Origin of the sequence: Vibrio sp. 99-8-1, from assembly GCF_013114595.1 — a bacterium.
In the GTDB taxonomy this organism is placed as follows: Bacteria; Pseudomonadota; Gammaproteobacteria; order Enterobacterales; family Vibrionaceae; genus Vibrio.
Window position 1 is genome coordinate 32,132 of the sequence record NZ_VTXE01000019.1, and the last position, 12,960, is coordinate 45,091.

Sequence of the window (12,960 nt, forward strand, 5' to 3'; positions counted from 1 at the left end):
AGTATAGAATATATCAAAAATTGCAGACATAAAAAAACCCAGCTACAAGAGCTGGGCTTTTTGAAACTAGTAATCAATTACTTGATTTTTGCTTCTTTGTACATAACGTGCTTACGAACAACTGGATCAAATTTCTTGATCTCAAATTTTCCTGGCATGTTACGCTTGTTTTTATCAGTAGTGTAGAAGTGACCAGTACCTGCTGAAGAAACAAGTTTGATCTTCTCACGAATGCCTTTAGCCATTGCTTAATTCCTCTTAAACGTTTTCGCCACGTGCACGGATATCAACAAGAACAGCATCAATGCCTTTCTTATCAATAATACGCATGCCTTTAGCAGTTAGACGTAGTTTAACAAAACGTTTTTCGCTCTCTACCCAGAAACGATGAGTTTGTAGGTTCGGCAGAAAACGACGCTTAGTAGCATTTCGTGCGTGTGAACGGTTATTACCCGTTACTGGACGCTTACCAGTTACTTGGCATACTCGGGACATTAATGTCTCTCCAAAATCGTTTCAGCTCGATATCAACCTTGGTGGCCGAACCTCTCTATCTAATCATCAAGAAATGAGGTTAAAACCTATGGTAAATCCATACAAGGCTATCAAAGGTCGCGCATTATACTAACTTGACGTACATTGCTCAATACCCAGACAGATCCTTTTTGCAGGATTTAGTGATCTTTTTTACACAGAGCTGAATTTGTGTTCAAAAATAGTGCGCGGATCATAGCAGATTTAAGAGGGAGGGCAACTAGAAAAAATAGGTTTTATCAAGGTTATATGTCACAACTGGCCGATTATAAACAAAAATAGGGTTAGGCTAATCATTTTTTACGCTATTTGTCAGCATGTTAGCTTTTATTCTCTCTAATCTATATTTCAATAATACTACGCCTCAATGTCATTTTTTTATATCAAACCTTGCTCTGCAAATGACAAGACACTCTCTTCTGCGATGATAAAATGGTCTAACACTCTAATATCGACCAAAATCAACGCCTCTTTTATTCTAATCGTTACTCTAATATCTGACTGGCTAGGCTCTGATATGCCTGAAGGGTGATTGTGTGCCAAGATAACTGCCGCAGCATTATGAGCTAGAGCGCCTTTCACAACCTCTCTTGGATAGATGCTTGCAGCGTTGATTGTTCCTTCAAACAATATCTCTTCCCCTATAACCTGATGTTGATTGTTAAGGTATAAGATTACAAAACTCTCACGCTCTCTATTTTTTAATACGCTAGTTAAATACTGTTTAGTATAAAGAGAGCTATTTAACGTATCTCCCTTTTTAATGGTTTCCAATAGATAACGCTGAGCCATTTCTAGTACTGCCTGCATTTGGGTATATTTTGCCTCTCCCAACCCTTTGTGTGCACAAAAAGTCTCTTTCGTACTAGTAAACAGATTTTTTAATGAACCAAACTCTGCCAACAGATACTCAGCCAGCTCTATCGCATTTTTTCCCCTAATACCCGTACGAAGAAATATGGCCAGCAACTCAGCATCAGATAATGCTTTTACACCACGAGTTAGTAGTTTCTCTCGTGGCCGAGACTCCTTAGGTAATAATTTAATGCTCATGTCCTCTCCTTAATAGAACCAATACAGCTTAATAAGAGAGCCATTTCCTCACGGTCACAAACGACAAAACCTCGTTATACGACTAACAGAACTCTATAAAGAATGCTCTGTATCATCTATTACATATTTTTGAGACCGTTGCTCATTTTTTGCAAAAGTAGCGCCTCCATTGAAAGAAAATGCCTTATTTCCATTTCAATATCCTCAAATCTGCATCAATTCGGGTGCACTTTATCAATCACAATATGCTATGGTTTGGCCAGAATTTTAGGAGAACAATACATGCAATCATTATCTGGAAAAAAAATCCTGTTAGGTATTAGCGGTGGCATTGCTGCTTACAAATGCGCAGAGCTCACTCGACGTCTTGTAGAGCGAGGAGCTGAAGTTCAGATAATGATGACAAATGCAGCCAAAGAGTTTATTACTCCATTAACCATGCAAGCCGTCTCTGGCAGGCCAGTATCGGACAGTTTGCTCGATCCTGCCGCAGAAGCTTCAATGGGCCATATAGAGCTAGGAAAATGGGCTGATCTTGTTCTACTTGCCCCAGCAACCGCCGATCTTATTGCTCGTATTTCGGCTGGTATGGGGAATGACTTAGTTTCAACCGCCGTTTTGGCAACGGAAGCACCTATTGCCATAGCGCCGGCAATGAACCAACAGATGTACAGTAATATTGCTACACAAGAGAACCTCGCCACATTGCAACGCAGAGGAATGCACATTTGGGGCCCTGCTGCTGGTGAACAAGCATGTGGTGATGTAGGAATGGGCAGAATGCTAGAGCCGATGCAACTTGTGGAGCATTGCCAAGCTTTCTTTCAACCTAAATTACTGCAAAACAAAAAAATACTGATTACCGCGGGCCCAACTCGTGAAGCTATCGACCCTGTTCGCTTCATCTCTAATCACAGTTCTGGAAAAATGGGCTATGCGCTGGCAAAAGCCGCTCAGCAATTAGGTGCCGAGGTGACTATTGTTAGCGGGCCTGTTGCTCTTGCTGTTCCAAATGAAACGCACTGTATAAATGTTGATAGCGCTCAAGAGATGTATGATGCCGTCATGGCAAATAGCGTAGCTTCAGACATATTTATCGCCTGTGCTGCCGTTGCTGATTACCGTCCTGCTAATATTGAACAACAAAAAATCAAAAAGACAGATGACAGCGACTCTATGTCTATCAGCATGATAAAAAACCCTGATATTGTGGCAAGTGTTGCCGCACTAGCAGACAACCGTCCATTTACAGTTGGTTTCGCAGCAGAAACTCAGCAAGTGGAGCAGTATGCTCGTAGCAAACTACAAAAGAAGAACTTGGATTTAATTTGTGCCAATGATGTGTCCGTCGCTGGCCAAGGTTTTAACAGCAACAACAATGCCTTGCATTTATACTGGCCTGACGGGGAAGCAAATCTACCTTTAGATAGCAAAGAAAAGCTGGCCCATGAAATTCTGGTCAAGATTGCTCAACTAAGCCAATAACGTATTCAGTAGGTGAGCGATATATCTTCTTGTGACTATCGCTCTCAATTCGCTGTTATTTGTCCGTTATAAAAACTATTGTGATCGAAAATTATTATGAAAAAAATTGATTTAAAAATCTTAGATACTCGCATTGGCGACCAATTCCCACTACCCGCCTACGCAACAGATGGTTCCGCGGGTTTGGATCTTAGAGCGTGTCTTGATCAGCCTCTAACAGTAGAGCCAGGTGAAACTCACCTTGTACCAACAGGGCTTGCAATCCATATTGCCGATCCTACATTAGCTGCGACGATATTGCCTCGCTCTGGCCTTGGTCATAAGCACGGAATTGTATTAGGAAACCTCGTTGGTTTAATCGACTCCGACTACCAAGGACAACTGATGGTCTCTGTATGGAATCGAGGTACATCTACTTTTGTTATTGAGCCCGGCGATCGAATTGCTCAGTTAGTTTTTGTTCCTGTGGTTCAAGCTGAATTCAATATTGTTACAGACTTTGATGAAACAGAACGCGGCGAAGGCGGCTTTGGCCATTCCGGTAAACAGTAACTTATTCCAATACTAAGCAAACCTGTTCAGCGAAAACACATTAGCGTCTGCTCAAGGCTCCAAGCAGAGATGATAATTTATTTGTCATCTCTATCGCTCTCTCCTTATTAACTCAAGTGATGCTTTCTCACAGTGGATAAAATTAGTTAGCAAGCACCAACTTCTTTCTAAATGCTTATTTTTGTTAACTTCGTCTAACTAAACACTACGATATCTCGCCAGTCTCAGCTAGAATGTTGCAACAACGATTGTCGCCAATTTCCTCTTTGATTAACATCTTTATTGGCGTACCTAGGGTCTGTTTATCTTTCGAGAACAGATTTTGTTTAATCTGAAAGCGGTTTGAGCAAGGCATGAAGAGAGCAGCATAGTTTTTCTATGTAAACGACTCATAACACAGCTCAAGACGTTTTCAGATGAACCCTTCGGGCAGTGTTTGTTGCAAAAATAGTCGCGAAAGGTCAACAGACCCTAATATGAACAAAAGGAAACGAATAGATGACTGGTACTCGCAAATCTAACCGTCGTGAAGAGATTCTACAGGCTCTTGCCCACATGCTCGAGTCAACTGATGGTGCATCCAGAATCACCACAGCAAAACTGGCTAAACAGGTCGGTGTATCAGAAGCTGCTCTATACAGGCACTTTCCAAGCAAAGCTAGAATGTTTGAAGGCCTTATTGAATTCATTGAAGATGCATTAATGTCGCGAATAAATCGAATTCTCGACGACGAAAAAGATACTCTGCAAAGAATTCGTATGGTTCTACAATTAATTTTGGCTTTTGCTGAGATGAACCCTGGCTTAACCCGAATTTTGTCCGGTCACGCCTTGATGTTTGAAAACGAACGATTACGTACCCGTATCAACCAACTGTTTGAAAGAATCGAAACTCAACTTCGACAAATATTACGTGAGCGAAAAATCCGAGAAGGAAAGTCATTTCCTGTTGATGAAGGTATTCTAGCGGCTCAGCTACTTGGCCAGGTTGAAGGCAGTTTAAACCGATTTGTTCGTTCTGACTTTAAGTATCAGCCAACTGAAAACTTTGAAGAGTATTGGGCATTACTCAGCGCACAAATTCAATAGGCTCAGACAGTAATGAAAGATCTATACAAGCCAACATTCAGCCTCTCACTTATTTACCCCAAATATTGGGGAGTATGGATTGGCTTTGCCATTTTAGCGCTATTTGTGAATGTTCTTCCATACAAGCTGCTTTATTTCATTGGCAGAAAGTTAGGCCAATGGGGAATGAAGTTCAGTAAAAAACGCGTATTCATTGCTAACCGTAATTTAGAGCTTGCCTTTCCTGACATGTCAGAGCAAGAGCGTAGCACCATGGTGACCGAAAATTTCAAAAATACCGGATTAGCGCTCATCGAAACTGGTATCGCTTGGTTTTGGCCTGAGTGGCGCTTTAAGCGGCTGCTTAGTTTTGGCGACCTAGAAGAACTTTATCAGTTCGATCAAAATAAAAAAGGCGTACTGGTTTGTGCTGTTCATGCGCTTAATCTAGAAATTACCGCCAGAGCGTTTTCTACCGTCAACCTACAAGGTTATGGCGTTTATCGACCTCACAATAATCCTGCTTATAATTTTATACAGCACTGGGGACGAACCCATGGTGGAAACCAAGCCATTGATAGGAAAGATGTTAAAGGGATGATTCGTGCACTACGCGACGGCGCTCGTATCTTCTATTTACCAGATCACGATTATGGTAGACGTAAATCGGTCTTTGTTCCTTTTTTTGCGGTCGACAATGCCTGTACAACTACGGGCACCAGTATCTTAGCTTATACAGGGCAATGCGCAGTATCTTTTGTATCCGGCTTTAGAAATAATCAGGGTAAATATGACTTAATCGCCGAGAAATCCGTTCATGAACAGTATCCACAAAAAGATGAATACGCGGCGGCGATATTCGTCAATCAGCACGTAGAAAAAACCATCCTCAAAGCACCTGAACAGTGGATGTGGCTACACAAGCGTTTTAAAACAATGGAAGATATTAATATCCCTAAAGATACGCTGTATAAATGACGTCCATTTTTTTGGGGAGGGAGGTGAAACAGTCAACATCATCTCTATTTTTAGACAGTAACTGCATTTATTAAGGGGCACTATTTGCCCCTTAATTCTCATTCATAACTGCTGACTTTTATACGCCAAATGCTTCTCTGTAGGCTTTCACTTTTGCTAGCTGTTGAGCATTACCTTCTTCGTTTTCCAAATAGGCAATAATATCGCTAAGGCTAACGATAGAGATAATTTGGCAGGCGAAGTCTCGCTCAACTTCTTGAATAGCAGACAACTCACCTTGCCCTTTCTCTTGACGATCAATCGCCACCAGCACACCCGCAAGATTGGCACCACTCGCTTTAATGATCTCCATTGATTCACGAATCGCCGTTCCTGCGGTAATCACATCGTCAACCAACATTATGTTCCCGACCAGCGGTGCACCCACTAAACTGCCCCCTTCGCCATGGTTCTTCGCTTCTTTACGATTAAAACAGTATGGCGTATCAACATTATGATGATCCGCTAACGCCACGGCTGTCGTTGTTGCAATGGGGATGCCTTTATATGCTGGACCAAATAACACATCGTACTGAATACCAGAGTCAGCCAAAGCCGCAGCGTAAAAGCGCCCTAATCGAGCTAAGTCGCCCCCAGTATTAAACAAACCAGCATTAAAAAAATAGGGGCTTGTTCGTCCAGACTTTAGGGTAAACTCGCCAAACTTTAATACACCTTTTTCAAGAGCAAACTCTATAAACTCTCGCTGATATGCTTTCATTGTTTCTCTCTCTATCAATTGCTTACATTGTTTCCCATCACAGGAAAAAAAGACAAAAAAATAGCCCCTTAAAAGGAGCTATTATCTCAGTCAGCTAAAGTGGATTTCTGAATCTCCACAATATCGCTGATGCCCTGCTTAGCCAGAGCCAATAATTCTAAAAGTTCTTCATGACTAAAGGGTTCGCCTTCGGCAGTACCTTGAACTTCAATCATTTTCCCTTCTTCCGTCATCACTACGTTCATATCGGTATCCGCTGCGGAGTCTTCTACATATTCCAGATCGCACAGCGCTTCATTTGCAACCATACCAACAGAAACAGCCGCAACGTGCCCCTTCATTGGGTTACTTTTTAGTTTGCCTTTAGCAACCAAACCATTAAGCGCATCCGCCATTGCTACACTAGCACCAGAAATAGAAGCAGTACGCGTACCACCGTCAGCCTGAATAACATCACAATCAACCGTCACCATGATCTCACCCATAGCTTCTAAATCAACCACGGCACGCAAGCTACGAGCGATCAAACGTTGAATCTCCATTGTACGGCCCCCTTGCTTACCACTGGCCGCTTCACGTCGGTTACGAGTGTGAGTTGCTCTTGGTAACATGCCATACTCTGCAGTTACCCAACCCTTACCTTGCCCTTTCAGCCAACGCGGCACATTTTCTTCAACGGTGGCATTACAAAGCACTTTTGTATTACCAAACTCAACCAGCACTGAACCTTCAGCATAAGCTGTAAAGTTACGAGTCATTTTAATCGGACGAACCTGTTCAGGACTTCTGTCATTTGGACGCATTGGTAAATCACCTGTATGTAATGGATTTCATTTTCTGCCGGATTATATAAGAAATACCTTCGTCTTCCTATCCCCAAAAGATTCCGTCTTGGAAGTAACGCAACCCTGTCTTCTGTGCTACCATTGCCGCAACATTTTCATCTATTCAACCCAAGTAAATCCAAAAGGTAATTCAATGATCTACAGCATGACGGCTTATGCCCGAAAAGAAGTGAAAGGTGACTGGGGAAGTGCAATCTGGGAAATTCGCTCTGTAAATCAGCGCTATCTAGAGACTTACTTTCGCCTTCCAGAACAGTTTCGTAGCTTAGAGCCCATTCTAAGAGAGCGATTTCGCAAACGTCTGGCTCGTGGAAAAGTTGAATGCCACTTGAGATTTGAAGCAAACCCAGCCGCGAAAGGGGAGCTTACTATCAATGAATCACTTGCTCAGCAGGTGATCAATGCCGCCAATCAAATCTCATCCATGACAGGTGAATCTAACCGCATTAATCCATTTCAAGTAATGCAATGGCCGGGTGTAATGGAAACCCCAGAGCAAGACATGGACTCCATTAACAAAGAGTTATTGTCTGCTTTTGAAGACGCCATTAAAGACTTTATTGATGCTCGTGCTCGCGAAGGTTCCAACATGCGTGAACTGATCGAACAGCGCTTAGACGCCATCACATCAGAAGCAATAAACGTTCGTTCTCGCATGCCGGAAATATTAGAGTGGCAACGAGAGCGTCTAATCAGCAAGTTTGAAGATGCAAAAATAGAGCTTGAAGCCAACCGAGTTGAGCAAGAGCTGATCTTACTGGCGCAAAAAGTGGATGTAGCAGAAGAGCTAGACCGTCTAGACTCCCATGTTAAAGAAACCAAAAACATTCTTAACAAAGGTGGGGCTGTTGGACGCCGCCTAGACTTTATGATGCAAGAGTTCAATCGTGAGTCTAATACACTGGCATCGAAATCCATCAGCACAGATATCACCGCGTCAGGTGTCGAGTTGAAAGTATTGATCGAGCAAATGCGCGAGCAGATCCAGAATATAGAATAAGTTCAAATGACATTATTCGCCAGAGCCCTTAATTTTTAAGGGCTTTTTATATATTCATTACGTTTCTAATCAACTGTTCACTTCAGAGCTTTAAATAACAACGCCTTACCAAGACTTATTTCTTAGATGGTTCTTGGCTAACTTTTCATTACCACGTTTGTAGTTTCCGGTTAATCTGGCCATCAGCTGTTGCTGACCATTAAAATCACAGTCATTCAGCTCTTGTTCCACTTCTTTCGCTTTAGCCCCTCGCAAAACGGTGGCTCTCTTACCATGATGATAAATAGTCACTTCACCTTTAACTCGGTTAAATTTAAACCCCAAATCTTCATTCATCGCCAATCCTATCCTCATAATGGAACAGCCAAATAATGATCCATCAATAGCAAGCTGTCCAAAAAAATTTGTAGCCCATAGCTAACGTTAGCTATAACCTGCTCTCCCATAATTGACGTAGAATTGAATGAATCAACCACTCATCAAAGCAAAGATCCCGCATTAGTTGAGAATGATCCTTATATCGTGCTATCCTTCGCCTCCATTTTTTCGGTCTTTGGTTTTATTTCAACCACTGTCGATACTATCTTTAAGTCATACTGAATCTTTACGTCATACTGAAAGAAATAGCTTATTCAGTAATGTCAGTATTCAGCGTTACAACTCTTCAATATAAAGTGGAATCATAAAAGATGGCACAAGGTACTCTATATATCGTATCTGCACCAAGCGGAGCAGGTAAATCAAGCTTAATCAATGCGTTACTGGAAACTAACCCAACCTACGCAATGAAAGTATCTGTCTCCCACACCACTAGAGGGATGCGTCCTGGAGAAGAAGATGGTGTCCATTACCATTTTATTCAAAAAGAGCAATTTGAAGAGCTGATCGAACAAGAGCAGTTTCTAGAGTACGCGGAAGTATTTGGTAATTACTACGGCACTTCTCGCATATGGATAGAAGAGACGCTAAATAAAGGTATAGATGTATTTTTGGATATTGACTGGCAAGGTGCCCGTCAAATTCGTCAACAGATGCCACTAGCAAAAAGTGTCTTCATTATTCCACCATCCAATGGAGAACTGGAGCGCCGCTTAACCACTCGTGGTCAAGATAGTGACGCTGTTGTCGCAAAACGCATGAGCGAAGCAAAATCTGAAATGTCTCATTTCGACGAATATGATTACTTAATCATAAACGACGATTTTGATGTTTCTTTAATGGATTTTAAAGCTATTATTCGTGCAGAACGCTTAAAGCAAGATAAACAAGCCATTAAATATAGTGGTATGCTTACAGCGCTATTGGCAGAATAAGCCTTTAGACTGTATAATTTCTCGTCATTGTAAATATTAATTAACTAATTTGGAGTCCTCATGGCACGCGTAACTGTTCAAGATGCAGTTGAAAAAGTTGGCAACCGTTTCGACCTAGTTCTTATTGCGGCTCGCCGCGCTCGTCAAATGCAAACTGGCGGCAAAGATTCATTGGTGCCTGAAGAGAATGATAAACCAACGGTTATCGCCCTTCGCGAAATCGAAGAAGGTTTAATCACTAAAGAAGTTCTCGATGCACGTGAGCGTCAAGAGCAGCAAGAACAAGAAGCAGCAGAATTAGCCGCAGTAAGCAGCATCGCTCACAGCCGTTAATCACTCGCTAACTAACATCAAGTCAGCTTCCGAGACTACAATTTGTATCTATTCGATAGCCTCAAAGATGTTGCCCAAGAATACCTAACAGAGCCTCAACTTGAGGCTCTGCGTCAATCTTATGTGGTAGCAAAAGACGCCCATGAAGGGCAAACCCGTTCAAGTGGTGAACCGTATATCATCCACCCCGTTGCTGTTGCCCGCATATTAGCGGAAATGCGATTAGACCATGAGACGCTTATGGCCGCATTATTACACGACGTGATAGAAGATACGGAAACATCCAAAGAAGAACTTGCAGAGCAATTTGGTGTAACCGTTGCCGAGCTTGTTGATGGTGTATCCAAGCTGGATAAGCTTAAATTTCGCGATCGAAAAGAAGCACAAGCAGAAAACTTCCGCAAAATGGTTCTTGCCATGGTGCAAGACATCCGCGTTATTCTCATTAAGTTATCGGATCGTACACATAATATGCGTACCCTCGGTGCATTGCGTCCAGACAAACGCCGTCGTATTGCCCGTGAAACATTAGAGATCTATGCCCCACTCGCTCACCGTTTAGGTATTCACAATATCAAGACCGAGCTAGAAGAGTTAGGATTTGAAGCTCTCTACCCCAATCGCTATCGGGTTCTCAAAGAGGTTGTTCGCTCTGCACGCGGAAATCGTAAAGAGATGATACAGCGCATCCACTCAGAGATAGAAGGTCGACTTGAAGAAGTTGGACTCGCGGCTCGAGTCATTGGACGCGAGAAAAACCTTTTTTCTATTTACAATAAGATGCGAACCAAAGAGCAGCGATTCCACACGATTATGGATATCTACGCGTTTCGTGTCATTGTTGATAGTCCAGATACCTGTTATCGCGTATTAGGGCAAGCTCATAACTTATACAAACCTCGTCCGGGCAGAATGAAAGACTATATTGCCGTTCCTAAAGCGAACGGCTATCAATCTCTTCATACGTCCATGGTTGGTCCCCACGGCGTTCCTGTTGAAGTACAAATTCGTACTGAAGATATGGACCAAATGGCGGACAAAGGGGTAGCGGCACACTGGTCTTACAAAGCGGGCAGCGACACAAAAGGCACCACAGCACAAGTGAAAGCTCAGCGCTGGATGCAAAGCCTGCTTGAGTTACAGCAAAGTGCCGGAACTTCGTTTGAGTTTATCGAGAACGTTAAATCCGATCTGTTCCCTGATGAAATTTTTGTCTTCACACCAAAAGGACGCATTGTTGAGCTGCCTGCGGGTGCAACAGCGGTAGACTTTGCTTACGCTGTCCACACCGATGTAGGCAACACCTGCGTTGGTACCCGAGTAGATCGCCAGCCTTATCCGTTAAGTAAAGCACTGAAAAATGGACAAACCATTGAAATCATCAGTGCTCCCGGCGCCAGACCTAACGCCGCATGGTTAAACTACGTCGTAACATCCCGTGCTCGAACTAAGATTCGTCAGGTTTTAAAAACCATGCGACGTGAAGAGTCCGTCGCATTAGGGCGCCGCTTACTTAACCATGCATTGGGTCGTCACTCTATTGATAGCATCTATCCAGAAAACATTGAAAATGTCTTAACCGAGCTTAAGATTGCTTCTGTGGACGATCTCTTAGCAGCGATTGGGCTAGGTGAACTAATGAGTATCGTGATTGCTCGTCGTTTACTGGGTGATACCGATGAACTTACTGAAACCAGCTCACTGCCTTCTAGCTCGAATAAAAAGCTCTCTATTAAAGGCGCGGATGGGATCTTACTGACCTATGCGAAATGTTGTCACCCGATTCCGGGCGATCATATTATCGCTCACGTTTCTCCGGGACGCGGCCTTGTGGTTCATAGAGAAACCTGTCCAAATATTCGTGGTTATCAAAAAGAACCAGATAAATACATGAGTGTAGAGTGGGCAGAAGAGCACGAACAAGAGTTTATCTCTGAGCTACAAATTGATATGCAAAACCATCAAGGAGCGCTTGCTGAGTTAACTAACGTGGTATCACGTACAGGCTCAAACATTCACGGTATTTCTACAGAAGAAAAAGATGGACGTTTGTACACGATTACTTTGGCGTTAACCGCGAAAGATCGTATTCATTTGGCCAGTATCATGAAGAAAATACGTGTGATGCCTCATGCGTTAAAAGTACGCCGCAGACGACAGTAAGCAAGAAACTCAATTACCCAATTAAGAAGTCGATACGATAATATCGGCTTCTTCTTTTTAAAATCGAAAAAGTATTATGAACCCAGAACGCTATCAACGAATTCAAACCGTACTAAAAGCGAGACAACCAGATTTAACTTTGTGCTTAGAAGAGGTTCACAAGCCAAACAATGTCTCCGCGGTTATTCGTACTGCGGACGCCGCAGGGGTACATAAAATTCATGCTGTTTGGCCAAATGAGCAAATGCGCACATTAAGCCACACATCTGCCGGCGCGAGAAATTGGGTAGAAGTAGAAACACACAGCAATATAGACAGTGCCGTTACCCAATTAAAGCAGCAAGAGATGCAGATATTGGCAACTAACTTGTCTGACAACGCGGTGGATTTTCGCGAAATCGACTACACCAAACCAACCGCCATTATCCTAGGCGGAGAGAAACACGGTATTTCCTCTCACGCTTTATCGTTGGCAGATCAAGATATCATTATTCCTATGGTAGGCATGGTTCAATCTCTCAATGTCTCGGTTGCCAGCGCACTTATACTGTTTGAAGCACAGCGCCAACGTCAGCTAGCAGGTATGTACGATCGAGATGTATCCGCACTAAGCGAGCATGTTATCCACACCACTCTCTTTGAACGTGGTCACCCTGTATTGGCAAAAGTTGCAAAACGAAAAAAACTCCCTTACCCACCTCTGGATGATGCAGGACAGATCGTCGCCGATGAAGAGTGGTGGGCTGAGATGCAGACACGCTAATTCCAAACCGTACCATTTTAAGATCATCTGTTTTCAAATTGTCACCCACAAAAGCAAACGTTTGCTTTTTATATTCAAATCGATATAATCCCGCCCAATTCGATACAACTAGC

15 protein-coding genes are annotated in these 12,960 nt (G+C 42.8%); 9 read left to right on the forward strand and 6 right to left on the reverse strand.

Going from position 1 to position 12,960, the window contains the following annotated elements:
- Positions 1-77 precede the first annotated feature (77 nt).
- The 3 genes from rpmG to radC all read right to left on the reverse strand — a co-directional run bounded on the left by rpmG (position 78) and on the right by radC (position 1,587).
- Positions 78-245, reverse strand: coding sequence for a 50S ribosomal protein L33 (gene rpmG / locus F0227_RS12265; protein WP_084884015.1), 168 nt, complete (start codon positions 243-245; stop codon positions 78-80).
- Between the two features lie 13 nt (positions 246-258).
- The gene (rpmB, locus tag F0227_RS12270; protein ID WP_004728407.1) at positions 259-495 is read right to left on the reverse strand and encodes a 50S ribosomal protein L28; all 237 of its coding nucleotides are present in this window, start codon (positions 493-495) and stop codon (positions 259-261) included.
- A gap of 417 nt (positions 496-912) precedes the next feature.
- Positions 913-1,587, reverse strand: a complete 675-nt coding sequence (gene radC, locus F0227_RS12275) for a DNA repair protein RadC (protein ID WP_171753499.1) — start codon at positions 1,585-1,587, stop codon at positions 913-915.
- Positions 1,588-1,869: 282 nt separating this feature from the next.
- Between radC and coaBC the strand changes: the two genes are divergently transcribed.
- The 4 genes from coaBC to lpxL all read left to right on the forward strand — a co-directional run bounded on the left by coaBC (position 1,870) and on the right by lpxL (position 5,670).
- Positions 1,870-3,072 carry a bifunctional phosphopantothenoylcysteine decarboxylase/phosphopantothenate--cysteine ligase CoaBC gene (gene coaBC, locus F0227_RS12280; protein WP_171753500.1) on the forward strand — a complete coding sequence of 401 codons (1,203 nt, stop codon included), beginning with the start codon at positions 1,870-1,872 and terminating at the stop codon, positions 3,070-3,072.
- 96 nt (positions 3,073-3,168) lie between these two features.
- Positions 3,169-3,624: a dUTP diphosphatase gene (gene dut / locus F0227_RS12285; RefSeq protein ID WP_171753501.1), complete on the forward strand. Its 456-nt coding sequence runs from the start codon at positions 3,169-3,171 to the stop codon at positions 3,622-3,624.
- A gap of 498 nt (positions 3,625-4,122) precedes the next feature.
- On the forward strand, positions 4,123-4,713 hold the full coding sequence (gene slmA, locus F0227_RS12290) for a nucleoid occlusion factor SlmA (RefSeq protein WP_171753502.1): 591 nt from the start codon (positions 4,123-4,125) through the stop codon (positions 4,711-4,713).
- Between the two features lie 12 nt (positions 4,714-4,725).
- Positions 4,726-5,670 (forward strand): LpxL/LpxP family Kdo(2)-lipid IV(A) lauroyl/palmitoleoyl acyltransferase, encoded by a 945-nt coding sequence (gene lpxL / locus F0227_RS12295; RefSeq protein ID WP_171753503.1) that lies wholly within the window; start codon positions 4,726-4,728, stop codon positions 5,668-5,670.
- A 118-nt stretch (positions 5,671-5,788) separates the two neighbouring features.
- On the opposite strand, the gene pyrE is transcribed toward lpxL, so the two are convergent.
- On the reverse strand, positions 5,789-6,430 hold the full coding sequence (pyrE, locus tag F0227_RS12300; RefSeq protein WP_171753504.1) for an orotate phosphoribosyltransferase: 642 nt from the start codon (positions 6,428-6,430) through the stop codon (positions 5,789-5,791).
- A gap of 86 nt (positions 6,431-6,516) precedes the next feature.
- Complete coding sequence (gene rph / locus F0227_RS12305) at positions 6,517-7,233, reverse strand: ribonuclease PH (protein WP_171753505.1); 717 nt, start codon at positions 7,231-7,233, stop codon at positions 6,517-6,519.
- Positions 7,234-7,408: 175 nt separating this feature from the next.
- On the opposite strand from rph, the gene F0227_RS12310 reads away from it, so the two are divergent.
- Positions 7,409-8,275 carry a YicC/YloC family endoribonuclease gene (locus F0227_RS12310; RefSeq protein WP_171753506.1) on the forward strand — a complete coding sequence of 289 codons (867 nt, stop codon included), beginning with the start codon at positions 7,409-7,411 and terminating at the stop codon, positions 8,273-8,275.
- 105 nt (positions 8,276-8,380) lie between these two features.
- Here F0227_RS12310 and F0227_RS12315 read toward each other — a convergent pair whose 3' ends face one another.
- Positions 8,381-8,611 (reverse strand): hypothetical protein, encoded by a 231-nt coding sequence (locus F0227_RS12315; RefSeq protein WP_171753507.1) that lies wholly within the window; start codon positions 8,609-8,611, stop codon positions 8,381-8,383.
- Between the two features lie 353 nt (positions 8,612-8,964).
- Between F0227_RS12315 and gmk the strand changes: the two genes are divergently transcribed.
- The 4 genes from gmk to trmH all read left to right on the forward strand — a co-directional run bounded on the left by gmk (position 8,965) and on the right by trmH (position 12,847).
- Positions 8,965-9,588, forward strand: coding sequence for a guanylate kinase (gmk, locus tag F0227_RS12320; RefSeq protein WP_171753508.1), 624 nt, complete (start codon positions 8,965-8,967; stop codon positions 9,586-9,588).
- 60 nt (positions 9,589-9,648) lie between these two features.
- Positions 9,649-9,921: a DNA-directed RNA polymerase subunit omega gene (gene rpoZ / locus F0227_RS12325; RefSeq protein ID WP_171753509.1), complete on the forward strand. Its 273-nt coding sequence runs from the start codon at positions 9,649-9,651 to the stop codon at positions 9,919-9,921.
- A gap of 42 nt (positions 9,922-9,963) precedes the next feature.
- Entirely contained in the window at positions 9,964-12,084 is a 2,121-nt protein-coding gene (gene spoT, locus F0227_RS12330; protein WP_171753510.1) for a bifunctional GTP diphosphokinase/guanosine-3',5'-bis pyrophosphate 3'-pyrophosphohydrolase, read from the forward strand.
- Positions 12,085-12,160: 76 nt separating this feature from the next.
- Complete coding sequence (gene trmH, locus F0227_RS12335) at positions 12,161-12,847, forward strand: tRNA (guanosine(18)-2'-O)-methyltransferase TrmH (protein ID WP_171753511.1); 687 nt, start codon at positions 12,161-12,163, stop codon at positions 12,845-12,847.
- Positions 12,848-12,960: the final 113 nt, after the last annotated feature.

Bases quoted from the DNA above. Each gene is read 5' to 3' on its own strand.
- rpmG (WP_084884015.1), bottom strand. From the start codon at position 245: ATGGCTAAAGGCATTCGTGAGAAGATCAAACTTGTTTCTTCAGCAGGT.
- rpmB (WP_004728407.1), bottom strand. From the start codon at position 495: ATGTCCCGAGTATGCCAAGTAACTGGTAAGCGTCCAGTAACGGGTAAT.
- radC (WP_171753499.1), bottom strand. From the start codon at position 1,587: ATGAGCATTAAATTATTACCTAAGGAGTCTCGGCCACGAGAGAAACTA.
- coaBC (WP_171753500.1), top strand. From the start codon at position 1,870: ATGCAATCATTATCTGGAAAAAAAATCCTGTTAGGTATTAGCGGTGGC.
- dut (WP_171753501.1), top strand. From the start codon at position 3,169: ATGAAAAAAATTGATTTAAAAATCTTAGATACTCGCATTGGCGACCAA.
- slmA (WP_171753502.1), top strand. From the start codon at position 4,123: ATGACTGGTACTCGCAAATCTAACCGTCGTGAAGAGATTCTACAGGCT.
- lpxL (WP_171753503.1), top strand. From the start codon at position 4,726: ATGAAAGATCTATACAAGCCAACATTCAGCCTCTCACTTATTTACCCC.
- pyrE (WP_171753504.1), bottom strand. From the start codon at position 6,430: ATGAAAGCATATCAGCGAGAGTTTATAGAGTTTGCTCTTGAAAAAGGT.
- rph (WP_171753505.1), bottom strand. From the start codon at position 7,233: ATGCGTCCAAATGACAGAAGTCCTGAACAGGTTCGTCCGATTAAAATG.
- F0227_RS12310 (WP_171753506.1), top strand. From the start codon at position 7,409: ATGATCTACAGCATGACGGCTTATGCCCGAAAAGAAGTGAAAGGTGAC.
- F0227_RS12315 (WP_171753507.1), bottom strand. From the start codon at position 8,611: ATGAATGAAGATTTGGGGTTTAAATTTAACCGAGTTAAAGGTGAAGTG.
- gmk (WP_171753508.1), top strand. From the start codon at position 8,965: ATGGCACAAGGTACTCTATATATCGTATCTGCACCAAGCGGAGCAGGT.
- rpoZ (WP_171753509.1), top strand. From the start codon at position 9,649: ATGGCACGCGTAACTGTTCAAGATGCAGTTGAAAAAGTTGGCAACCGT.
- trmH (WP_171753511.1), top strand. From the start codon at position 12,161: ATGAACCCAGAACGCTATCAACGAATTCAAACCGTACTAAAAGCGAGA.